At 34.3% G+C, this 24,564-nt stretch carries 22 protein-coding genes; 1 reads left to right on the top strand and 21 read right to left on the bottom strand.

Annotation, left to right across the window (positions count from 1 at the left end; genetic code table 11):
• Positions 1–17: 17 nt before the first annotated feature.
• From spoVAC to FYJ58_RS06410, 15 genes are all read right to left on the bottom strand, one after another.
• Positions 18–518: a stage V sporulation protein AC gene (gene spoVAC / locus FYJ58_RS06475; protein WP_154518912.1), complete on the bottom strand. Its 501-nt coding sequence runs from the start codon at positions 516–518 to the stop codon at positions 18–20.
• Between the two features lie 24 nt (positions 519–542).
• Positions 543–956, bottom strand: coding sequence for a stage V sporulation protein AB (locus FYJ58_RS06470; protein ID WP_154518932.1), 414 nt, complete (start codon positions 954–956; stop codon positions 543–545).
• Positions 946–1,575, bottom strand: a complete 630-nt coding sequence (locus tag FYJ58_RS06465) for a stage V sporulation protein AA (protein ID WP_154518911.1) — start codon at positions 1,573–1,575, stop codon at positions 946–948. The genes FYJ58_RS06470 and FYJ58_RS06465 overlap by 11 nt, the downstream gene beginning before the upstream one ends.
• The gene (locus tag FYJ58_RS06460; RefSeq protein WP_154518909.1) at positions 1,575–1,712 is read right to left on the bottom strand and encodes a hypothetical protein; all 138 of its coding nucleotides are present in this window, start codon (positions 1,710–1,712) and stop codon (positions 1,575–1,577) included. Before FYJ58_RS06460 ends, FYJ58_RS06465 begins: the two co-directional genes overlap by 1 nt.
• 61 nt (positions 1,713–1,773) lie before the next feature.
• The gene (gene sigF, locus FYJ58_RS06455) at positions 1,774–2,487 is read right to left on the bottom strand and encodes an RNA polymerase sporulation sigma factor SigF (RefSeq protein WP_154518907.1); all 714 of its coding nucleotides are present in this window, start codon (positions 2,485–2,487) and stop codon (positions 1,774–1,776) included.
• Between the two features lie 12 nt (positions 2,488–2,499).
• On the bottom strand, positions 2,500–2,931 hold the full coding sequence (gene spoIIAB / locus FYJ58_RS06450; protein ID WP_154518905.1) for an anti-sigma F factor: 432 nt from the start codon (positions 2,929–2,931) through the stop codon (positions 2,500–2,502).
• 17 nt (positions 2,932–2,948) lie between these two features.
• Entirely contained in the window at positions 2,949–3,302 is a 354-nt protein-coding gene (locus FYJ58_RS06445) for an STAS domain-containing protein (RefSeq protein ID WP_154518903.1), read from the bottom strand.
• Positions 3,303–3,383: 81 nt separating this feature from the next.
• The gene (locus FYJ58_RS06440; protein ID WP_154518901.1) at positions 3,384–4,805 is read right to left on the bottom strand and encodes a tetratricopeptide repeat protein; all 1,422 of its coding nucleotides are present in this window, start codon (positions 4,803–4,805) and stop codon (positions 3,384–3,386) included.
• A 14-nt stretch (positions 4,806–4,819) separates the two neighbouring features.
• Positions 4,820–4,960 (bottom strand): hypothetical protein, encoded by a 141-nt coding sequence (locus tag FYJ58_RS14720; protein WP_205839179.1) that lies wholly within the window; start codon positions 4,958–4,960, stop codon positions 4,820–4,822.
• A 120-nt stretch (positions 4,961–5,080) separates the two neighbouring features.
• A complete protein-coding gene (locus tag FYJ58_RS06435; RefSeq protein ID WP_154518900.1) occupies positions 5,081–6,466 on the bottom strand; it encodes a DUF342 domain-containing protein in 1,386 nt (461 codons plus the stop codon).
• Positions 6,467–6,492: 26 nt separating this feature from the next.
• Positions 6,493–9,162 carry a valine--tRNA ligase gene (locus tag FYJ58_RS06430; protein ID WP_154518898.1) on the bottom strand — a complete coding sequence of 890 codons (2,670 nt, stop codon included), beginning with the start codon at positions 9,160–9,162 and terminating at the stop codon, positions 6,493–6,495.
• Between the two features lie 61 nt (positions 9,163–9,223).
• Positions 9,224–10,474 (bottom strand): hypothetical protein, encoded by a 1,251-nt coding sequence (locus tag FYJ58_RS06425; RefSeq protein ID WP_154518896.1) that lies wholly within the window; start codon positions 10,472–10,474, stop codon positions 9,224–9,226.
• 4 nt (positions 10,475–10,478) lie between these two features.
• The gene (locus FYJ58_RS06420) at positions 10,479–11,318 is read right to left on the bottom strand and encodes a hypothetical protein (RefSeq protein WP_154518894.1); all 840 of its coding nucleotides are present in this window, start codon (positions 11,316–11,318) and stop codon (positions 10,479–10,481) included.
• Between the two features lie 12 nt (positions 11,319–11,330).
• Positions 11,331–12,605, bottom strand: coding sequence for a DUF5716 family protein (locus FYJ58_RS06415; protein WP_154518892.1), 1,275 nt, complete (start codon positions 12,603–12,605; stop codon positions 11,331–11,333).
• 73 nt (positions 12,606–12,678) lie between these two features.
• Positions 12,679–16,251: a DUF5717 family protein gene (locus FYJ58_RS06410; RefSeq protein ID WP_154518890.1), complete on the bottom strand. Its 3,573-nt coding sequence runs from the start codon at positions 16,249–16,251 to the stop codon at positions 12,679–12,681.
• 129 nt (positions 16,252–16,380) lie between these two features.
• Between FYJ58_RS06410 and FYJ58_RS06405 the strand changes: the two genes are divergently transcribed.
• A complete protein-coding gene (locus FYJ58_RS06405; RefSeq protein WP_154518888.1) occupies positions 16,381–17,478 on the top strand; it encodes a pyridoxal phosphate-dependent aminotransferase in 1,098 nt (365 codons plus the stop codon).
• Between the two features lie 134 nt (positions 17,479–17,612).
• Here the strand turns inward: FYJ58_RS06405 and FYJ58_RS06400 are convergent, their stop codons facing one another.
• The 6 genes from FYJ58_RS06400 to FYJ58_RS06375 all read right to left on the bottom strand — a co-directional run bounded on the left by FYJ58_RS06400 (position 17,613) and on the right by FYJ58_RS06375 (position 24,537).
• On the bottom strand, positions 17,613–19,577 hold the full coding sequence (locus tag FYJ58_RS06400) for a S8 family serine peptidase (RefSeq protein WP_154518886.1): 1,965 nt from the start codon (positions 19,575–19,577) through the stop codon (positions 17,613–17,615).
• A gap of 17 nt (positions 19,578–19,594) precedes the next feature.
• Positions 19,595–20,452 carry a metallophosphoesterase family protein gene (locus FYJ58_RS06395; protein ID WP_154518884.1) on the bottom strand — a complete coding sequence of 286 codons (858 nt, stop codon included), beginning with the start codon at positions 20,450–20,452 and terminating at the stop codon, positions 19,595–19,597.
• A 20-nt stretch (positions 20,453–20,472) separates the two neighbouring features.
• Positions 20,473–20,838 carry a zinc ribbon domain-containing protein gene (locus FYJ58_RS06390; protein ID WP_205839178.1) on the bottom strand — a complete coding sequence of 122 codons (366 nt, stop codon included), beginning with the start codon at positions 20,836–20,838 and terminating at the stop codon, positions 20,473–20,475.
• Positions 20,839–21,055: 217 nt separating this feature from the next.
• Positions 21,056–22,336: an adenylosuccinate synthase gene (locus FYJ58_RS06385; RefSeq protein WP_154518880.1), complete on the bottom strand. Its 1,281-nt coding sequence runs from the start codon at positions 22,334–22,336 to the stop codon at positions 21,056–21,058.
• A gap of 135 nt (positions 22,337–22,471) precedes the next feature.
• Positions 22,472–23,353 carry a LysR family transcriptional regulator gene (locus tag FYJ58_RS06380; RefSeq protein WP_154518878.1) on the bottom strand — a complete coding sequence of 294 codons (882 nt, stop codon included), beginning with the start codon at positions 23,351–23,353 and terminating at the stop codon, positions 22,472–22,474.
• 50 nt (positions 23,354–23,403) lie between these two features.
• Positions 23,404–24,537: a glycosyl hydrolase family 18 protein gene (locus FYJ58_RS06375; RefSeq protein WP_154518876.1), complete on the bottom strand. Its 1,134-nt coding sequence runs from the start codon at positions 24,535–24,537 to the stop codon at positions 23,404–23,406.
• Positions 24,538–24,564: the final 27 nt, after the last annotated feature.

Here is a 24,564-nt window from a genome sequence, read left to right as displayed (position 1 = left end):
AATGCTTATTTTGCCTCTTATAAAGCCGTAACCAAATAATAAATAACTCCTAAAATCCATGAAGATACAATTCCATATAAAATAACTGGTCCTGCAATTGTAAAGATTTTGCACCCTATTCCAAATACCTGACCTTCTTTTTTAAATTCAATCGCCGGAGCAGCAACCGAATTGGCAAAACCGGTTATTGGTACAATTGTGCCTGCTCCGGCATATTTAGCAACTCTTTGGTAAATCTGTAACCCCGTCAATAAGACACTTAAGAAAACAAGGCATATAATGTTATATAATCCGGCTGTATCCTTATCCATTCCAAAGCTTTGAAACAGGTTAATAAAAAACTGTCCAAGTACACAGATTAGTCCCCCTGTCCAAAAAGCTCTCGCCTGATTTAACAGCCAATTATGGGTTGGCGTTACTTCTTTCACATATTGATTATATTTATCTTGCTTTAATTGTTGGTTTTGTTCTTCTAGTACTTCTTCTATCTTTACTTCTGTTTTTTTGTTATCTTCCATTTTCGCTTCCTTCTTTCTTTTATCTTATTTCATATATAACTGATAAAAACTTCCAAAGCATTTTCCCAATGCCAAAAACAATACAATCCAAGGCAGACCACAAGTCATATTTGCCCGTTTTACAAAAATAGGAAAAACATTTAAAACTTCTGCCAACGCGATTGCAAGGCATCCGACATACACACCTGAAAAGAAGCCAAATAAAGCTAAGCCAACTATACTGATTGGTACATGAATATCAAATACAATAATTAAATTTCCAATAATACCTCCCCATATAACCATTGTTTCATATAGATATATATGAGGTGCCGTATGTGTTCTTCCTGCAAATCTTGGAAATATGCCAATCATTGTAATAAATGCAAATACTCCTGCTGCAACAACGCATCCGCCAGATATGCCAATCAAAAAAAGAAGCAAATATCTAATTAGCATCAATCGTCTTTCCCTCCCTTGCAGCCTCCTTAATTAAAGCTTTATTAACGTCTTCTTCATAAATTCTCATTTCAACCTCAATTGGTGTAGGATCTTCATGTCTTTGCTTATTTGAAAAATGGTTAAAAAAGACTAAAATACCAACAATAAGACCCAAAGAATACCCAATTTCAACAATTGAACCGCTACTCTTTGCCTGTCCCATTACAAGTAAATAAATCTTATCAAAAACTTCACTAACACTGACATCTGTATTAAATGTCATAATAGAAAATGCTCCTCCAAAAAAGGCAGTTAATGACACAAAGGCAACCTTGCAGTATTCCATTGTCTTTTTTTGTTCTTTTGGAACTTTATAATTTAAAACAAAATCACTTTCTCCTAAATTCACTACATCTAATTCTGGATGTGATTTTTCAATCAGTTCAATTACTTTCATAACAGAAAACATATACTTGGTATCTTCTTTTGCCGTTATCGTATAAAAAATTGTCTTATTAAGTTCATGTTCTGCCTTTTTATCATTGCACATGATTTTAGCAATATCTTCAAGATAGACACGTTTATTAAGTATATCCATACTCTGTTCAATTTTTAAATAAAGAATCGAATTTTTCATCAGTATTCCTCGCTTAAATTATTTTCTACCAGCACACCTTCCATCATTTCCTTTGAAGAATCTTTTATATTATAAAAGGCAATGACACAGATAATAATAATAACAGCTGTCAGCACAACCATACACATTTTTTTCATGGTATTCACTCTCCTAACTTTATTACTATTATCTTCACATTGCCTTTTTTTATACCAATATTTACACAAATCCTTCTCGCATTTTTTTTAATATTTTTTTCTCCAGTCTGGATACCTGAACTTGAGAAATCCCGAATTCTTTCGCAATATCCGTCTGTGTCCAATCCATAAAGTATCTTAATTTTATTAATTCTCTATCTTTTTCCTCCAATGAATCCATAACTTTTTTTAAAGTTAAATGATTAATCATTGCCTCCTGCTCATCTTTTGTTTCCTCTAGCTTATCAATTAAACAAATCGCACTTCCATCTCCCTGATAAATTGTCTTATATAAAGACTCTACTTCTGCATTTGCACTAACAGCCATGGCAATATCTTCTACTTCAATCTGCAATTCTTTACTGATTTCTTCTATCGTGGGATCACGACCCAATTTTTTGTTAAGTTGCTCTTCTGCAATTCGTACCTTTCCGGCTGTTTCTTTCAAAGACCTGCTAACTTTTATCATTCCGTCATCTCTCAAAAAACGTTTTATCTCTCCTGTAATCATAGGAACCGCATAAGTTGAAAATTTAACATCAAAACTCATATCAAATTTATCAATTGCTTTCATCAGTCCAATCGTTCCAATCTGAAATAAATCCTGCAGTTCCTGACCTCTTCCGGAAAATCTTTTTACGATACTCCATACTAGCGGAATATTTTCAGTAATCACCTGATCTCTTGCTTCTTTATTACCATCTCTTGCCTTTTTTATCAGTTCAAAGGTATCCATTCTCTTCCTCCTTTAAACAGCCTGCTTTGCAATACATTTATCCATATAAATCTTTGTACCAATATCAGGCTTTGATTCCACCGTCAAATGATCCATAAATGTTTCCATAAACGTAAAACCCATCCCTGAACGTTCCCATTCCGGTTTTGTTGTATACATTGGTTCCTTGGCTTTCTCAACATCTGCGATGCCTACACCCTGGTCACTGATTTCTACTTTCAAACAGTTATCCTCAATCATGCAGTGAATTTTTACCTTTCCCTCTTTATTCTCATATCCATGAATAATTGCATTTGTAACTGCCTCTGAAATAGCTGTCTTAATATCTGCAATCTCCTCTAATGTGGGATCTAGCTGAGCTGCAAACGCTGCCACTGCCACCCTTGCAAATGCTTCATTTTCCGAAACACTATCAAATTCCAACATCATTTCATTCTTTTTCATTCTTATCCTCCTCCTGTTTACAAAGCCTGTACCGCTTCTGCTACTGTTTCATATTTTCCTATGATTTTATAAAGTCCGGAAATCCGAAATATACGGTCAACATTGTTACTTACACTGGCGACACCAACTTTTCCCCCGGTAAATATCACCTTTTTATATCGTCCCATAATCATTCCTATTCCCGAGCTGTCCATAAAAGATACTCCATCAAAGTCAAATACAATATTCTTAACTCTCTCTTTGTCAATTAATCTGTCTGCTTTTTCTCTGAGAGAAATAACATTATGATGGTCTAAGTCATCTGTAATATGAATAATAAGACAAGCATCGTCTACTTCAAAAAATGAATCAATTTTTTTTCTTGTTTTCATACTCTGTTTCCTTTCCATTTATGATAAAAAAAATCCCTATTATATTCTTTCAATACAATAAGGATTTCTTTTGTGCTTATTTTAGTTTAATTCATTTAAGCGTCTGTTTGCTTCTGCCACACGCTCCGAATCCGGGAAGTCATTGATAATTGTATTATAGTATTCTCGTGCCTTGTCATTTTTACCAAGACGCTGATTTGCTCTTCCTAGAAAATAGATTGCCTTTGTGTTTGTTTTATCCATTTTCATAGCTTTCTCTAATAATTCAATTGCTTCCTGATATCGTCCTTGATTATAAGTAACCCGTCCCTGCTCTGACAGCTGTTCCGCAGTACTTACAAAGGTATCTTCTTTTATCTTATTATATAGCTCTTTTGCCTTCTTTCCTTCAATTGCAGTTTCCTTTACATCTGCTAACAAAATTGCTGCCTCTGTCTTTTGATTATTCATGTAAAGTGTAATCGATTCAAAGAAATTCTCATAAGTTTCTTCGCTAATTCCTTCTGCTTTCAAGTCATCTAATTGTTTCTGCAGTTCTTTTTGTTTCTTTTCAAGAGCTTTTTTCTCTCCTTCAAGCGAGTTTGTTTTCGCATTTTGAGTTGCCAGCTCATCTGTATACTGCTTAAATTGTGCCTCATAATCTTCCGCAACACTTTTTTTCGCAGTTGGGACTAAAAGAAAATAGACAACTGCAATTCCCAATACTGCACCAATTACAAGATTCAAATAAGGCCATATATTAAACTTGTCCTCACTGTAGGAAGAGCCGTGAAATACTTCTGAACTAACATCAATTTCCGGTTGAAATGTATGTCTTGGGCGTTCTGCCGATACCGGCTTCACTTCATCTTTTTTCTCTCTTTTTGCCTTCTTGTCTTTTATTCCGCTAAATGCTCCCGGAATCTCCTCCATATACCGCAACGTAAGTGTATTATTTACATCAATTTTTTGAGCCTTAGTTAAATATTTTGCAGCTTTCTCTTTCTTTCCACTTTTTAAATACAATAGTGCTAATAACTGATAATTGCGAACAAATTTAGGATTTAAGCTAGTTACCTTTTCAAGCTGCATAATTGCCAAATCACAATTTCCCTGTTTTGCATAATTTAATGCACTATTATATTTTTTTATTGACTGGTTAATCGTTTCTAGGCGAGCCTGATTCGATTGAACCGCATTCATATAGCGATCTGCATCTTTATTATTTTCTTCAAAATGCTTGCTTAGTACCCACTCACTAAGGGCTGATACTGCCTCACCCATTTCATAATATACAAGTCCTAACAGATTTCTTGCATTTGTATTCTTTTTATACAATTTCAAACTCTTCTTTAATGAAACAACTGCTCCAGACAAATCTCTCACTTTTGCTTTTGCCAATCCATCATTATAAAAACTATTTGATGCACTTATAATTTTTCTATATACAGTCAAATCCACTCCACACTGACTGCAAGTGTCTGTGTGAAAGGATACTTCTTTTCCACATTTTGGGCAGTACATACTACTAACGCCTCCTAATTTTTCTTCATTTCACTCAAAATATCTTGAATAATATCCGTTACATCTGTCACATCATTATTATAAATTGCATCTTCTGCTTCATCTACCTCTAGACTTGGCTGAAATTTTTCAATCTCTTCCTCAAAATTAATCATGTTTTCGTTTCCTCCTTCTAACCATTTTATATCATAACTATAATACAGGAAAAAATCAATAGAAGTTTGATTTTTTCCTGTATCATTCATCGTCTTATATCGACCCTGTCTTACTTTTTTCTAAATATTCGGATAAGAAATAATCTCTCCATTCTTTTTGCAGTAAGTTACATTGTAATTCTCGGATTCAATATGTTTTCTTTCTCCATTAATTACAAGTGTTGTACCTCGGAAAATACTTTTTGAAACAACTACCTTAGCTAAAGCAGAGCGTTCAATAACATCTTCTATTCTTTCTTTGCTCTCGAGCAGACTATTCGTCTGTGTATCACGCTCAATTTTAGTACGAAGCAACTGCATTTTTTTCTCTGATAGTTCTGCTTGTGGCTTTCTCTCTAAAATAGCATTAATCTGTTTAATTGCCATCGTAATCTTTTCAATATCTAATGCATTTTTTCGTATTTTATCTTCCAATGCTTTTAACTTAGAATATAAGCTCTTTTCGGTCCCAACAGAAATTGTCATTTTTACCTCTGACATATTTCCGATCATAGTTGCATCAACCTCTTCAACTGCATTTACGGAACCTCCGACTAAAACTCCCATTCTACCGGAAACAATTACTTTTTGTTCGGAGATAACCTGACAGTTCATAATTGCATTGGCATTCACAGAACCTTTTGCATAAATTGTAGTTTGTTCAAAAAACTTACCGGAAACATCTCCCCCTGCATGAATTTCTCCACGTCCGCCACCTTGCATGCCATTCTTTAAAACGATATCCTTACCAGACTCTAAAGAGGCGGCTTCGACATGCCCATCAACCGTAATATTACCGGTCGCATTAACTGACATACCAGTTGATACATTTCCTCTTATCAATATATCACCATTGAATGTAATATCTCCTGTTACATGATTTACATCCCCGTCAATTGTAAGCAGGTTAGAAACAACAAGTCGGTTATTCTGATAATCTACTTTTCCTGTTACAGCTGCAGTATATACTTTTTTATCATCAGAAACCCGAAATCCCTTCCCTTTAATTTGAGGAAGGTCTCTTCCCGGATGGCACTTAATAATCTCTCCTTTTACATTAAAACCATCCGTTCCTGGAGTCGCAGGTGTATAATAGACAATTTCCTGTCCTTCCCCTACAACTTCAATCTTTCCCATACTCGTATAATCGACAGAGCCATCTTTTAATATTTTAGGCTTTGTATCTGCCGTTGTATTAAATAAAAATGTATATTCTCCATCTTTTCCATCAACTGCAGGGATTCCTTCTGCTACTAAAACTTCCTGTAAATACACTTTGTTTTGCAAAATATTCCGAAGTGCTTCTCTGTTAATTCCTTCCACTACACCATACTGTTCCAGAATATCTCTTAAGTCACTTTCTTCGTATACCTGACCCTCTTCTGGCGGATATAATGTAATAAACGCTTGTGTCATATCTGGTCCAATTCTTACCATTGAACGATTATTAGTAACATTAACAGCCATGTTATCACCCCTTTTACAATCTTCTGTTACTTTTTGAGATTTTTCAGACGCTCTGTTACCTGCTCCATCATATTCGTATATTTTTCCAGTTTTGCCCTTTCTTCATTAATTTTAGCCTCTGGTGCTTTACTAATGAATCTTTCATTACTTAACATACCATTTACTCGTTTTAGTTCCCCTTCTAAACGAGTCTGCTCTTTTTCAAGGCGTTCAATTTCTTTTGATATATCAACCAGTTCAGCAAATGGAATATAAATCGTTGCTCCTGGAATTACAGCTGATACCGCATCTTCTCCAATTCCTGCTTTATCCGCTCTTACTTCTACTTCACTGGCATATCCAAGTGTAGCAAAGAAAACACAGCTACTATTAAAAACAGAACGAATCTTTTCTTCTTCTGATACAACGATTACAGTCGCTTTCTTGCTTGGTGGTACATTCAGTTCCGCCCTCACATTACGAATACCTTTTACTGCATCTTTAATCATCTCAACTGCTTGTTCATCATCTGTAAAATTATATCTTTCTCTATATATCGGCCAATTTGAAATCATAATTGACTCCTCTTCATCCTGTAAATTACAAAAAATTTCTTCTGTAATAAATGGCATATATGGATGCAATAATTTCAAAGAATCAATTAATACATGTTTTAGTGTCCAAAGAGCCGCATTTTTTGTATTATCTTCCTCATTGTAAAGACGAGGTTTTACCATTTCAATGTACCAATCACAGAATTCTTCCCAAATAAAGTCGTATATTTTCTGAGCAGCAATTCCTAATTCGTACTCTTCCATATTAGAAGTTACTTCTTTAACTAAACTATTTGCTTTTGACAAAATCCACTTATCAGCCTCAGTAAACCCTTCTGTTTCGTCAAATTTTTCTGGGCAGAAAGAAATGGTGTCAGCCTTATCCAAATTCATTAAAATAAAACGAGAAGCATTCCATACTTTATTAGCAAAATTACGACTTGCCTCAACACGTTCCATGTAAAAACGCATATCATTTCCAGGCGCATTTCCTGTAATCAGTGTAAATCTTAAGGCATCTGCACCATACTTAGCGATAATTTCCAATGGATCAATTCCATTACCAAGAGATTTACTCATTTTACGTCCCTGGGAATCTCTTACCAGACCATGGAATAAAACAGTATCAAATGGCTTTTGTCCCATATGCTCATAGCCTGAGAATATCATTCGGATAACCCAGAAGAAAATAATATCGTATCCTGTAACTAATACATTAGTTGGATAAAAATATTCTAATTCTTCTGTCTTTTCCGGCCAGCCTAGTGTAGAAAATGGCCACAATGCAGAGCTAAACCATGTATCCAATGTATCTTCATCCTGTGTCATTGATGTATGACCGCATTTAGGACAAGTTTCCGGTTTCTCAGACTCTTTCGCAACAACAACTTCACCACATTTATCACAATAATAAGCAGGAATTCTGTGTCCCCACCATAATTGTCTTGAAATACACCAGTCACGGATATTATCTGTCCAGTTAAAATATGTTTTTTCCATACGTTCCGGAATCAACTTAATTTCTCCTGATTTTACTGCTTCAACGGCTGGTTTTATCAGCTCATCCATTTTTACAAACCACTGTTGTTTAATCATTGGCTCTACCGTTGTACTACATCTATCGTGAGTTCCAACGTTATGAACATGCTCCTCAACTTTTACTAAAAGTCCAAGCTCCTCTAACTCAGAAACAATCTTCTTTCTTGCTTCATAGCGGTCAAGCCCTTCATATTTACCACCATTTGCATTGATTGTTGCATCGTCATTTAATACATTAATTTCTGGTAAATTGTGACGTCTTCCAACTTCAAAGTCATTTGGGTCATGTGCAGGTGTTATTTTAACAACACCAGTTCCAAATTCTTTATCAACATAGGAATCGGCAACAACTGGAATTTCACGATTTACAATTGGAAGCAATACTTTTTTTCCAATCAAATCTTTGTATCTTTCATCCTCTGGATGAACAGCTACCGCTGTATCTCCCAGTAATGTTTCCGGTCTTGTTGTAGCAATCTCAACATATTTTCCCTCTTCTCCAACAATTGGATAGTTAATATGCCAGAAATGACCGCCCTGTTCTTCATGTTCTACTTCAGCATCTGAAATAGACGTTTTACATACAGGACACCAGTTAATAATTCTGGAGCCTTTATAAATGAGTCCTTTTTCATAAAGCTTAATAAATACTTCCTCTACCGCTTTAGAGCAACCTTCGTCTAATGTAAAACGTTCCCTGTCCCAATCACAGGAAGAACCTAATTTCTTTAACTGTTCTACAATCGTTCCACCATACTCTTCTTTCCACTCCCAGGTTCTTTTAAGGAATCCTTCTCTTCCTAATTCTTCCTTATCAATTCCCTCGGATTTAAGCTGATTAATAACTTTTACCTCTGTGGAAATACTGGCATGGTCTGTGCCTGGAAGCCATAATGCTTCGTATCCCTGCATACGCTTGAAACGAATCAAAATATCCTGCATGGTTTCATCTAAGGCATGTCCCATATGAAGCTTACCAGTAATGTTTGGAGGTGGAATTACAATTGTAAATGGTTTCTTTTTTTTATTTACTTCTGCATGAAAATATTTCTTATTTATCCACTTCTGATATAATCTTTCTTCAATCTCACCCGGATTATATGTCTTCTCAAGTTCTTTGCTCATATATAATTCTCCTTTTTTCGTTAACTTCCTCATTATAGACTATTGAAAAATTCACAGATTGTCAAGTATTTCCGTCAAGCTCCAATTGATATAAATGAAATATCTGCAAAATTTCTTCTTTTAATTCAGGTTTTTTCTTAACCATCTGATTTAAAGACTCCATCGATTGATTCTTTATTTTTGCATTATATTCGATCCGCTCTCTCAATTTTTGTCTTCTGACATTTAGACGGTGTCTGATTTCCACCATTTCCTTGCGGTCAATCAACGCCGCCGGCTGGTAAATCCATATATCCGCATCTGCAATATGTTCTTTTTTAAGTTCGGCAATTAACAATTCATTATTTTCATTCAATTTATCTGTATTGGTTCGAAATCTGCGTTCAACCTCTTTTAAGGTAACATACTCCTTCCAGACACTCTCCAATTCAGCAGAATTTTTTATTCCAAACTTTGTATATCCATACTCTAGACAGCTTGTATTATTTACATATTTAATCTTTACTTTATTAAGAAGCGTAATTGCTTTTTTCATCTTCTGCTCATTCAATTTTATATTGACTCGATTGCGGTTTGATTCAAATAATATATAAACTGCACTTCCAACCGCCATAACAGCAGTCATTAAAAACGGCAATCTCATATCCACTTCAAATACTTTAGCAACCGCTGCCAAAACAATAAATAAAATTACAACCAGCACAGATAAGGTAACTGACAAACCTTTTAAATACTTTTGCTTCGCGATTATTTCATTTTTCTCATATCGAAGCATCGCCTTTTCTCCCTCCAGATAACGGAGGTCACTTTTTATCACCTGCTGATAACTTTCATTATTCTGCATATTTTTTAGCTCTGATAAAATATCATGTTCATACCTCTCCATCATCTGTCTTTGTGATGGTGTCAGCCTCACATCACTATTTTTGTATTTTTCCCGTTCCCTTGTATACATCACAATATTTCTTGCTGCATCATCAACAATTTTCCGCTTTTCCGGTTCAATCAAATCAATTTTCTGCATATCATTTAAATAAGAGGTTACAGCCTCATACTCTACTTTCGCATCATCAATTTGTTTTGCAGCTTCAACCATACGCTCACACTGATTCCGAATATAATCTTCTCTGTCCTTCTTTGAATCAAGATATGCTGACTCTGATTCCATATCCATTTCTGATTCTTTTTTTTCACCAGATGTTGTTTGAAGTAGATTGCCATCTTCTTCCATCGTATCTTTCACAGGCAGTACACTTGCCTCATCTAATTCCTTTTTCTTCTTTCTTCTGGAAAAAAGTTTTAATAATCTCATTCTCTTACCTGCCCAACTTTACTCTATATTCCTTTTTCCACTCATTTAATAATTGATCGATTTTTCCATAATACTCATTTACTAGTCCTTCCAATTTCAATTCCGGAAGCTTATGAACGGTTTGATATTCCTTTGTATCTTCCACTTTTACTTTTAACTCTTTTATGTTTTTTTCCATTTCTAAAAGCCATGTTTCATCGACATCAAAATGAGTGATTTCTTCCTCTAGCAGTTTCTCATTCCCAGCCAACTTTAACGCATACAAATATTGCTCAAGAGATTCTTTTTTTTGATTTCTGCTATAGGCTTCTTTAAACAAAACTGCTGCCTCTAAGTAAGAATGAAATCTTGTATGAATCACAGCAATATTATGAAGAATATCTCCATATTCCTCCGTTGTAAGACATCTTGCATTTTCCGTTTTCAACATACTTTCATATTCTTCTAAAGCCCGACCATAATTTTGAACAAATAACAGATTATCTGCCTTTAATTTTTTTCTTTCTTGCATAGAAAGTTTCTCTAGCCCATCCATTGTTTCAACTAAGGAACGAATCTCTTGTTCATTAAAATAGTCACAGCTACATAACATTATTACAATTAAATCTTTTAAGCTATGCTCTTCTCTCTGAACTTTTAAAAGCTTTTCTCTCAAATGGTTCATATCCAGCTGTTCTTCCAGCCACTGATATAAAGTAGAATCAAATAGTTCTTCTGTTATTGTGTAAATATTATTATATATATAATAGCACATTTCTTCAATCGTATAAACCTTTGTATTTGTCTGCTTAAAAAGAAATGGTTCTTTTGCATAAGAATCATGACAAAGAATCAACTTTCCCATCTTGCTCCTCCTTTACACAATAATTGTTTTCTCCCAAACACGGTTGCTTGTTTCAGAAAATATTCCAAACCCGTCATCTTTTAATGTAATAACCGCTGTCTTTTCATCTAAAAAGGAAATCTTTATTTTTATTCTGGTCATCTTATTCGCTCTGACCGGCAAACCATCCATTTCCAAAATGTGAGTTTTTGTTTCTTTTTTCATTGGATCATTCACAATAATTTGAATTTCATCTTCATTATCTAAAATAATATCGGCTTCGTTATTCACCTCATTCCATAAAGTTCCAACCTTGGCTAAAATCAACATCTCTTCTTTTGCATCATGATAAACAGGAAGCATAACATTCGCCTTAATAGCACCTTTGCCAATAAAAGCATACTCCTCATATTGTTTTATGCCACCCAGTTTCATTGCCTGCAAGCATGCTCCCTTTGTATAAAGATTTGGTCCTTTAAAAACTCTCCTTCCGACACATAACTCCTTTAATGCCTTATCTGCCCACTCACCTAAAAAACCGATTCCTGTCACATAAATTGTCGAAACACCTTGTTTGTACAATACATTTTTTGCTGTATTTAAAAATAAAAATTCATTTTTTTCAGTTGTTTTTGTTTTCTCTTGTTCTTTTATCATAGGTAAATTTAATGTATCGTAAAATTCTTTTTTCCAAACCTCTACAATCATCGGATTCGTACGCCGATTCAAAATCAGCTGACGATAAGAAAGCCCTTCCTCGTCTAATTCAAACAGACCAATATCGTTAATCCAAAGTTCCCTTTCCTGTCCAAGGGCATAACTGATATAACTTTCTTCGTAACCTTCTACTGCAACCCGGTCTTTTTCAATTCCAAGCTGTTCTAAAGCATGAAAAATCGCTTCAACTAAAACCGTCTTTTTTTCTTTTATTGTCACAACTATTTTCTTTATTGATTCAGACGGATAATATCTTTTCAACAAAAGAAGTGTCTTTCGAAAGTATTTTTCTAATATATCCTCTCCTGTAAACAGTACACCAAATACATGAAACTTTTCTTTTCTTATAATGCGTTCTAAGATTTGATCAATCAAAATTCCATCGTCCTCATTTAGCTGTTTCGCTTCTGTTCCAAATACCCACTCTCTTTGTTCTTTTGTCACACCCAACAACGTAGGAATTAACCCATCTACCATTTCTTTATTTTGACAGATTGTCACAATTTTATCTGACTTTACATCGTAACAGCTAATCTGAGAATATGTTCTTCCCAAATCAAATCCTACATAAAGACTTCTATCCTGTTTCATACCTATATCCATACATATTACAATTACACTGTAATACTGACCTTTCTTTCAATTGCCCTTATCGCTTATATTTCTAAAGTGGCTTAAATACATTTTCGCCAACATATTCCCGTTTGATATAAGTTTTCATCAGCTCAAGCATAGTTTTCTCATCCTGCATTTCTCTTGCCATGAGCATATCATTAATTATATTATATGATGTCAGTTCCTTCTCTTCCGTCATATTATCCATAGTAGCACTCACGCTTTCTGTAATCTGTCGGCATGGACTCTTTAGAGAATCATTTTCTTCTTCTACAATATAATATTGCAATACTTCATTGTAAAACAATACAAAATCCTTTACAAAAATCCCATTATAAACCGGCTTCATTACCTCTGTGGCAAATTCACCCAAAGTGCTTCCATCTAACCGATAATTAATCACTACCTTTTTATTTGGATTACACTTATATTCCACATAATACTTATCCTGAATTTCATAAGGTACCATGATTTTCCCCTTAAATTCACAAAAGAATGGAAGTACAATCCCCTTTTCAATCATACGGTACATTGTATAGTCAACAAATTTACTTTCCTGTTCGGACAAGTTTTCTAATGTACTGTAATATTTTAACAATGCCAGACAGATACACTCATTTTCGCCACTTTGACACTCTTTTTCTAATAATTCAAATAGTTTCTCATTAAGAACCCGATCATGAACAAGGTAACGGTAAGCGTGGAAACATATAAAAGCTTGAATTAAAAGTGAATCTTTTCCCCTCTTATAATAAGAGGAAAATACTTTAAAATATTTTTGACTGCAATGCTCGGTAAATAGTACCTGATACAATAGCCTTTCTTCTAATGCTTCTGTATCAACTTCAAATGCTCTCGCCCTTTCCCATAGCAAAAATAAATCTTTCGACGCACCTTTTCCATATTTCACTAGATAAGACAAAATTTCTTCATTATATTTTCCAATTGAAAATGTATATCGAGCAATTGCTAAAATGAACTCATCCCTCTCAGCCGTTCTCTCACGAATCCATTTCGTAACAAGACGAATCAACCGGTTTAACCGGACGCCATTCAGCCCATATTCTTTTAGGCCTGCAATTGCTTTATTTTCTCTATCGTATATAATACAAATCTCAATTACCTTTGCCCTATCTTCCCGATTTAAGATTGAAAAATCAATCCAATCCAACACTTCTTCCAAAGCATTGTAATTCATTGTTTCATAATAGCGTTCCAAAAGTCCCATTGCTACATTTCTCCGATACAATGGAGTAAGAGAAGAAATTTGAGCAACTTCCCGACAGATTTGTTCTGTATCCTTTTCTAACTTCTGATACTGCTCAATTTTCTCAAACAAATTAAGTAACAGCATCGGATTTCTGGCTCCACATTGATAACATATCTTTTCATAGCGTTCTAATTGGTTTAATTTATGTATTGCATATGATACCGTTTTTCCATATCTATTTCCATTACTGTCTACAAATATAATACATGACTGTTCTGTAAAAATAGAAATAACTGCTCTTCCATCAATCAATGGCGTATAGGTTTCATCCTCCAGCTCTTTATGGCTTACAATTACACCACACATATTTAAATTTTCGCAAATAATTTCATATTGAAACATAACTTCAGCCACACGCTGTGCCAGTTCAGTCGAACAAGCACCATTTTCCATCAACGCTTCATATAATACACCCATATTCTCATCCTGATTTTTCTTTTCAAGCTGAGCCTTCGTAAACTGAAAAATTTTCTTCTGATATTGCTCGTAAATCTCTCTATGTTTCGCTTTATTCCGAATCAGATACGCATACAAAAATGCTTTCTTCCGATTTGATAAATTACTGTCATAATTAAAATATAAAAGAAGGGAATTCGGAAGCTCTGTAATCTCCTTTTCATTACAGGAATATAAATAATATTCATACAAATTAGTAATTCTGAGCTGTCTTTTAACACCAAGCTGATACCATTTAAAATATTCGTTCCCTACTTTTTCGTTTCGGATTAAAATACTGCAAATCGCAGATAAAATTTCATCTGCCTGATATTTTTCATAAAGTGTAATCAAATCTCTATAAATTAATGAATGAAACCCCTTGCATTTACGTGCTAATGACACATATTGAAGCATAAAGTCCCACTGAATGTACTGATACTTAACACCCCAGTGAAATGCAGCAGCTATTTTTCCGGTCAATTCCTTTAATGCCGTTGGATATTGGTTGTAATAAGTAATCAGTTCATAATAGAGAATAGGACTATGAACTCCCATCTCTAATTGTTTTACTAAAACCGGTTCCCTTACTCTCTTTTCTTCATAAGAACGGTCTAAGTATAAAAGGTACCACAAATATAGGAATTTTTCTTCTTGATTATAACAAACCTTTATTTTTTCCAAAGCCAGTGAAATATCATCTTCTTTTTTTGTCTGCAATGCACGCAGATATAAAATAGTACAATATTTTTCCGGTTGTTCTGCCTGCCAGATTTCTTCTTTACTTTTTAATTCCTCCGATACCGTTTTTAGCTGATTTACATCATTTTTTACAATAGCTACATGATAGCGAATACAAAGAAGGGTATCTGAATCAATCAAATGACTTCCTTTTTTCAATAACTCTTCTATCTCTAAGATATAAATATCATTTGCAATATGGTTGATATGAAAATTAATATAATTCTGAAAAAACTTTAAAATCCATTCTTTTTTGAACAAGTAATCCTTATTTTTTTCCACTAAATGTTCTGTTTTCTGTGAATAATTCTTCTTCCATGCTGTAACAGTAACTTCAAATCTTTGATGTGCCGATTCAATTATAAGTTTCGCATAATTCTTCCCCTTGCGCATAAATTTAGGTTCAATTACATATTCCAATTCATATTTATTTGCCGTAAAATCATTTGACCATACACGTTTATGCTCAGGAATTAAAAAAGCAGCATCAGAAGAAATTTTCAACTCCGAATAACCCCAGTTATCTTTTTTTATCAACAATTTATCAAGAAAGGATTTATTTTCTTCTATCTCATAAAAAACATCTGTCTTAGGAACTGAAAATAAAAGCTTTAACTTCTTATGGATTGCAACTAAAAACTCCTCCATTGCCTGTTTCGAAGAATTTCCCTTTACCAGACTCCGATACAGCAACCATTCATTTTTACTATGTAAAAATACGCGCTCAAATTCCGGGGATTTAAATAACAAAACTGCCTCTTCCTGATTGGTTTTTGCAAGATTAGCAAAATGAAACAAATCCTTAATTTCTCCCATTGAAGTATTATAGTAATTATCTACAACCTCAATCTCTATTGAAATCGTCCGTTCCCCACAATCACTTAATACAACAATCTTATCCTCTATTTTGTGCCCAGCCTCTTGATCTTTTACTGACACACAAACCGTCACTTCCGCACTACAATCCACAAATGCCTCTGTCGACAAACTAACATACGGACAATTGCACACTAAAAAACATTTCATAATACGGTTATCCCGATTAGAAATTTGAAATGTCCCAACACCCTGTTTCTCTTTTTCCACCCGAATCGAAAGACAATCCGTTGAGATTATTATCTCTGGTAATTCATATTCAAATTCTTCATTTGCCAATTTACTGATTTTCTCTCTCATGCTATGTCACCTTAAATAGTATTATTTGCAATTTTCCATAAAATGATTATAATAACAAATACAGATGAAACAATTATAACACTAACTTACTTGAATATTCAATACTTTAGAAAGAAAGGATTCGGAATTATGGCAAAACCTTTAGAACAATTTCACGGCAGTGATTTAGAGAAAATAGAACAAATATACGGTATAAAAAAAGAGAATATTACAAGCTTTTCCGCAAATGTAAATCCTCTTGGAGTATCATTTCGGTTAAGAGAAACCCTTTCCAGTCATATTGATGCAATTACCTCTTATCCTGACCGTGAATACACATCACTTCGAAACGCAATCAGTCAATATATTAAAGCTTCTCCAAGCCACATATTAGTAGGAAATGGATCAACCGAATTAATCTCTCTTTTTATACAAATCCGTCATCCAAAAAAGGCACTGATTGTAGGACCAACCTATTCCGAATATGAGCGTGAAATTTCACTTGGCGGAGGTCGTTCCCATTACTTTAGTTTAAAAGAACAATCTGATTTTTCACTAAACCTAGAAGAACTCTGTGAATCGCTTCACACCGATATTGATTTGCTCGTATTATGTAATCCAAATAACCCTACTTCTTCCATTATCACTCGTTCTGATATGAGAAAAATCTTAGATGTCTGTAAACAAAACGATATTTTTGTTATGGTAGATGAAACTTATGTAGAATTCGCAGAACATATGGAAGAAATCACTTCAATCCCTTTAGCCGACTATTATAATAATATTATTATATTAAGGGGTATCTCCAAATTTTTCGCAGCACCGGGATTAAGGCTTGGATATGCAGTTTGTGGAAATGAAGATTTGATTAAAGAAATTAATCAGAAGAAAAATCCATGGACAATTAATAGCCTTGCTGCAATTGCAGGTGAAATTATGTTTGGAGATGACGAATATAAACAACAGACAACCAATTTAATCCATTCAGAACGTACTAGAATCTGTAATATTTTAGCTTCTTGTCCAAATATTAAAGTTTACCCTCCTTCGGCAAATTTTGTACTAGTCAAATTATTAAAAGAGGGAATTACTTCAAGTGATTTATTCGACGCAGCAATTCAAAAGGGACTTATGATTCGGGATTGTTCAACCTTTCCGTTCTTAGATAATCATTTTATTCGTTTTTGTTTTATGATGCCGGAGAAAAATGATGAATTGCTTAAGGTGTTGTTGGATGTGATGAAATAAATGTGTATGAGATAGTGACGTGAAAGAAGTGATGGAGTGGCTGGGGCAAATTCCAGCCACTCCATCACTTTTCTCACTGTTCTCCAACCAGTGCAGTTGAATATCCTAATATTTTTATTACTACACGTCACTCTTTATGTCACACTCACAACGCAAGAAACGCTTTTCGTGCGCGTTCCATCTGAAATGTTCACTGTAATTTTAGCCTTTCCTTTCTTCTTAGCTGTAATCTTTCCACTAGAGGAAACTGTGGCAACTGATTTATTACTTGTTTTATAAGATTTTGTTACATACACATCAGAAGGATTTACCGTAGCACGTAATATGTATGTCTTTCCCTTCTTTAATGTCTTTGTCGTAGCAGACAATCGAACTGTCTTAACGGTAGGGATTGTTACGTTCACTTGTGCCATGGATTTAAATCCATTACGATCTACTACGTATAATGTATAAGTTCCACTTTTTTCAGCAGTAAAACTGCCTCTTCCATTTACAAGTTTTATTTCCGTTCCCATTGTACCATTTTCAAAATAGCTTTCCTCTTGTGTTCCGAACGCATAATATACTTTATCTACTATTCCATTATAATTGGTAACCTTCACTGACACTTCTTTATAATTTGACTTTCTTATATTATTTACAGATGTATTAATAAAAGCATGCTCTTGCCAATATTTCATTGCCCCATCTGCACTTAACATTCTATTTTCTGCAACTTTATTATTTAATTTTTCATTTATTTTTGCTCCACCAAGAATTGCTTCTTTTATCTGTGACGGCTTTAATATCCCGTAATATGACTGAAGCATTGCTGCAACGCCGGTTACCATTGGAGTTGCCATGGAGGTTCCTGTCATTGATACGTATACTCCTCTTTTGCTTTTTCTCGCATCAACTCCTGTACTTAAAATCTCAGTTCCCGGTGCAGCTATATCTACCTGTGTACTACTATAGCAGGAGCTTTCATCCATTATTCCATTTTTATTCATGTTTCCGACACAAATCATATTCTCAAGATTAAAGCTTGCCGGTGCCTGTCGGTGATTCGTTATATCAAATCCGACTCCTTTTGTTGCTTCGGTTCCATTCCCCGCTGCACAAATGAATAGCATATTAGAGCTGCTCATTGTATTATATAATAGCTTATCCATATATGTATTTGTTGCATCTCCGCCTAAGCTCATATTACATATTTCAGCTCCATTTTCTTCTGCGTAACGAATTCCTTTAATTAAACCTGCCGTTGTTGTTGTTCCATCATCTCCAAATATTTTAACGGACATTAATTGAACGTTAGATTTGGATGCGACACCTGCAATTCCCATTTGATTTTCTGCCGTTGCATTAATAATTCCTGCAACATGAGTTCCATGATTGTCTACGTATTCACCTTTTAAAAGTTTATATTCACAAATTCTATTATTTCCGGAAGCAAAATTCCAGCCATATATATCATCTACAAATCCGTTGCCATCATCATCCTTTCCATTTCCTGCTATCTCATTTGAGTTTGTCCATATTTTATCTTTTAAGTCTACATGATTATAATCAATTCCGGTATCTGTCACTGCAACAATTACATTTTTGTTTGCACCAGCTCCCATATTCCATGCCGTTGTAATTCCTATATTATAATTTGCATCATTATATGCCCACTGATAATTAGAATAAGTATCATTCGTCACTGAAGTTAACGCATGATAGGTATAGTTTGGCTGTACATAAGCAACATCAGAATCTTGACTTAGTGTTTCGATTGCTTCTTTTAAATCGCTTTTATTTTCTGTTTCTACTAAAGAAGAATCTTCTGTTATCGTTTCTTCTATTGCCCCTTCTGGTAATTCTTTATTCTCTTTTATCTCATCTTTATAAACAACTAGTAATTCATTATTGTCATATTCTCTGATATCCGTTACGGATTTTTCCTCTAACTCTGTCTGTTCTACACCGGTATCTATTGTTTCTTGTACATTTCCTATCGAATTTTCTTCTGCCTGTACTATTTTATAATTAGCTGTTGTAAGTTCTCCACCTACCAAACTCAAAACTAAAAATCCATATGCCAACTTTTTTCCGTATTTTTTAAGGTTCCTGTTCATTTACTTCTCCTTCTATTCTATATTACGCCAAGTTCTTTTGCCGCCTGTTCCCAATAATATTCTGGAACAATACGGTCTTTGATTTTTTGACAATCTTCAATCGCCAGATCATATGCCTTTTTTGCACAAATTGGTCCTACATTTACTCCACTGTCAATGGACTTCAAGATACATTTTGGCCATACATTTGCCCTTTCCATTAAAGAACTTTTTTCAAATTCCTGTTTTAATTTATTATAGCTGTATGGAACGCCAATTAAATTATATTTCCACTGATTGTCTTCCCAACGTAGTAAAGCCATATGTGCAGTTGCCCTTTCTCCAATTGCAACTCCAATGGAACCTGGGTTCAACAACATTTTATTTTTATGATAGTACACAAACTGGCGATGGGTATGTCCGGCTAATAAATAATCTGTTTTGCAGGTTTCCATGTGGACATCTGTATTTTCCTGATTTTTGTCCATAAGTTCTTTCGCACAGACAGGTGAACCATGCATAATTGTAATTGGTTTTGCCCCTTCTATTTCTACTGTTAAAGTCGACGGGAGCTTCTCAAACCACATCAAATCTTCTTTTGTTAAACGCTCATAAGTATATAATAGGCTTCCTTTATATGATGTATATTCCCAATTTTCTTCTTTCCCGTCCCGATAATTAAGGAAATATTCTTCTCTATTTCCTTTTATTACCCATGACGGATACCGTTGAATTAATTGCTTTATTTCTTTTAATGTATTCTGTGGTTTTGGGCAGTCGCTCACATAATCTCCAAGTAATATAATTCCATCAATTGGTCTGCTCTCGATAAATTTTATACAAGCTTTCAATGCAATAAAATTACTATGAATATCACTTAATACAGCTAATTGCATGTTTTTATTCCTTCCCAGTCTTATATTTTAGCTCCGCATTTACTACAAAATACTGCCTCTTTTGCTACTCTTGCCCCACATTCCGGACAGATTATACTTCCCTTCCGATCTGCCAGTGTTTCTTTTGCTTCATTAATTTTCCATTTAGAAATTGCTATTTTGTCAAATGCCTCTCTATACTCTTCAGAAAGTAATTCTTCTTGTTCTGTATTTTTACATTGTTTATAATACTTTTCACCTATAATTCTGTATTGTTCCCTGATTTTTGCTTCCTCTGCAGTAATAGAAGCATGAAGTTTTGCATTTTCTGTCATTTCTTTCGTTACTTTTGCAATTCCGATACCGGCATTCGTTAATTCTTCTCCCATTTTATTAAAAATATCCATACTCATTCTCCTTTTTGTGCTTATTTTTCTTTTATAGTAACACAAATTTATGGTAATTTTATGATTTTTAACCATAAATTTTTTTTAATAATACCTTTTCTTTATTCTACTTAATAGTATATCATATATTTTAAAAAAACTCTCCTCTAAATCAACAAGTTTTTTCTTGTTTTTTAGAGAAGAGTTTTTTATTTTTAATATATTTTTATCATTTTAGTTACTTATTACGTTTGATAATTTCTGTTCTTCCCGGACCGTTGGATACCATTGTAATAGGCACTTCTAATTCTTTTTCGATAAACTCGATGTAATTACGACAATTTTCCGGTAATTCATCATAGTTTTTAATACCACGAATTTCACATTTCCAGCCTGGAAGTACTTCATAAACAGGTTTTGCTTTCGCAAGTTTTACTGTTGTAGGGAAGTCTCTTGTTATTTCTCCATCAATCTCATATCCAACACAAACCGGTATTTCATCTAAATATCCAAGTACATCTAAAACTGTGAGTGCAACTTCAGTTGCACCTTGGATACGACATCCATATCTGGAGGCAACTGCATCAAACCATCCCATTCTTCTAGGGCGTCCTGTTGTTGCACCAAATTCTCCGCCGTCACCACCGCGTCTTCTTAATTCGTCAGCTTCATCGCCAAAAATTTCACTTACAAACTCTCCTGCACCAACTGCACTTGAATATGCTTTACATACTGTAATCACTTTTTTAATCTCATATGGTGGAATACCACATCCAATCGCACCATAGGCAGCTAAAGTGGAAGAAGAAGTTACCATTGGATAAATACCATGATCTGGGTCTTTCAAAGAACCTAACTGACCTTCTAATAATATTTCTTTTCCATCCTTCAACGCCTGATACAAGTAAGCGGATACATCACATACATAAGGCTCTATCATCTCTTTGTAGCCTTTTAATTCTTTATAAATTTCTTCCGGATCCAATAATGGTTTATGATACAGATGCTCTAGCAATACATTTTTTGTTTCACAAACTCTTTTTGATTTCTCTTTCAAAAGCTCGTCATCAAATAATTCACTTACCTGAAATCCGATTTTTGCGTATTTATCTGAATAGAATGGTGCAATTCCTGATTTTGTTGAACCAAAAGATTTGCCACCCAATCTCTCTTCTTCATATTGGTCAAACAGTATATGATAAGACATAACAATCTGTGCACGATCTGACACTAATATTTTAGGCATTGGCACATCACGTTCCACAATGCTTTGAATTTCTTTAAAAAGTACCGGAATATTTAACGCTACACCATTTCCAATAATACTTGTTGTATGATCATAAAATACACCGGATGGTAATGTGTGTAATGCAAATTTACCATAATCATTTATAATTGTATGACCTGCATTTGCACCGCCCTGAAAACGAACTATAATGTCAGATTCTGCTCCAAGCATATCTGTAATTTTTCCTTTACCCTCGTCACCCCAGTTTGCTCCTACGACTGCTTTTACCATATTATGTCCTCCTTGTCATTTGGATCTATTCATATATTTGGCTTTTACTTCTAAATTATACTGTATCTTTATACATAAGTAAAATCAATATTTATTATAATAGTTATAACTTTAGATTATATAAATAGTGTCATTTTACACTAATTGCTCCAATAGTTTTGCAGAAGCTGTTGATATCGGCACTTTTTCATCTGTAATAATACAAAAATGCCTTCTTGGAATTGCTTCGTTAAACTGTAATTCAAATAATTCATCATTTTCAATATATTTTTTTGCAAAATCTCTCATTACACTTGCAATTCCAAGACTTCGAAGAGCAAATTGGACAAGCATATCGCTTGTCGCTAACTCAAACTCCGGATTTAACTTCACATTATTTTTTTCTAAAAAAGCATCAACATAAGCCCTAGTACTCGTATCTTTTTCCAGACATATAACCGGCAATTGTTCCAACTCTTTATAAGAAAGCTTTTTTCCTTTCCATTGTTTAAACTTTTCTCCACCTACGAAAATATCTTCTATCTCTCGAACCTTTTTTATATTCAATCCCTGTCTTTCTTTAATCGGAGAACTTACCACACCAAAATCAATTTTTCCTTCCTGTAAATATTTCATTGTGCTTGGTGTTGGTGCATTTGTCACATGAACTTTTATTTTCGGATATTGCTCATGGAATTTTTCTAAAAATGGTAAAAGATAGTATTGTAATGTCATATCACTTGCACCAATCCTAATTTCTCCATTTTCCAAATTCTGAATATCCCGGAATTTACTTTCTCCCATTTTTATATACTCATATCCTCTTTTTATATATAAATATAAGGTTTCTCCTTCTGTCGTTAATTTTACTCCTTTGGGAGTACGAATAAATAACGTACTCCCAAGAGCCTTTTCCAATTGTTTTATCGACTGACTTACCGCAGGTTGCGATATAGACAATTCTTCCGCAGCTAACGAAATTCCTCCTAATTTACCGACATAATAAAATATCTTATAGTATTCTAAATTGACATCCATATAATAACTCCTTATATTAAAAATATAACTCATTTGCCTGTATTATATCATTATATCTTTTTAACTGTAAAGTTATTTTCCACTACAAGCCAATTCTGTGGAAAGAACTTCATAATATTCCAATATCCGGCTCCATAAAATCCATATTCCTCTATTAAATCCATCTTTGCCTGAATACTTCTGGCATCTTCAAACCATACAACATGTTCTGTTCCAAGTTCGTCTGAATAATAAAAATAAGGAGTCTGTGCCATTTCATCATACTCTATCACAGCACCATGTTTCGCAGCAATCTCCACTGCCTCTACATTACCAATTGATCTTGCTCTTGATTCGCCCCTGATATATGGCAAGGTCCAGTCATATCCATAGTTTGGAATTCCCATAAATATTTTTTCTGGTGGAATCTCCGTTACTGCATAGTCAAGGACTTCACGCACTTTATTAATTGGTGCAACTGCCATTGGAGGTCCATACGTATAACCCCACTCATACGTCATTAGCAACACCCAGTCTGCTGCCGCTCCAAGTCTTTCATAATTATGACTTTCATATAAAAGACCTGGCTGGTCAGCAGATGTTTTTGGTGCCAGTGCAACCATAACTTTAAATCCTTCTTGATTTAATCGTTCTGTAACTTTTTCCACAAAACGACTATAAGCCTCTTTATCTTCCGGCAAAACATATTCAAAATCAATATCTAAACCATAGTACCCCTTGCTTGTCATAGTTTCTAAAAGATTTTCTATTAGTTTATCTTGAGCTTCTTCATCATTCAACATACTATGGGCGAGACTATTACTAAATACGCCCTCTGTAGTCAATGTAGAAAGCAAAAGAAATGGTTCTACCTGCCCACTTTTCATAATTCCAATTGGTATCTCATCTGGTATAGGAATTAGAGTTCCATCTGGGGTAAAACCATACGTAAACAGAGTTCCAAATGTAAGGTATGGAAGGGTTTGCCGTAATATTTCCGGATTAATATATGGATACATATATCCATTTACCGCTATTTCGCGTCTTGGTTCCCCGCCCTCCTGTGGTATCAGAATAGTCTGTCCAACAACAAGCTGTTCTGGATTTTCGAATTGATTATAAGCAATCAGTTCTTCTACCGGCACACCATATCTTTCCCCAATCGACGTTATCGTATCTCCACTTTTTACAACATAAATAATCATATTTTTTCACCGTTTTTGATATTAATA

Source organism: Velocimicrobium porci, assembly GCF_009696045.1.
Taxonomy (GTDB): domain Bacteria; phylum Bacillota; class Clostridia; order Lachnospirales; family Lachnospiraceae; genus Velocimicrobium; species Velocimicrobium porci.
The sequence above is the reverse complement of the archived record's forward strand: the minus strand, read 5'-3'. Positions and strand labels throughout refer to the sequence as shown.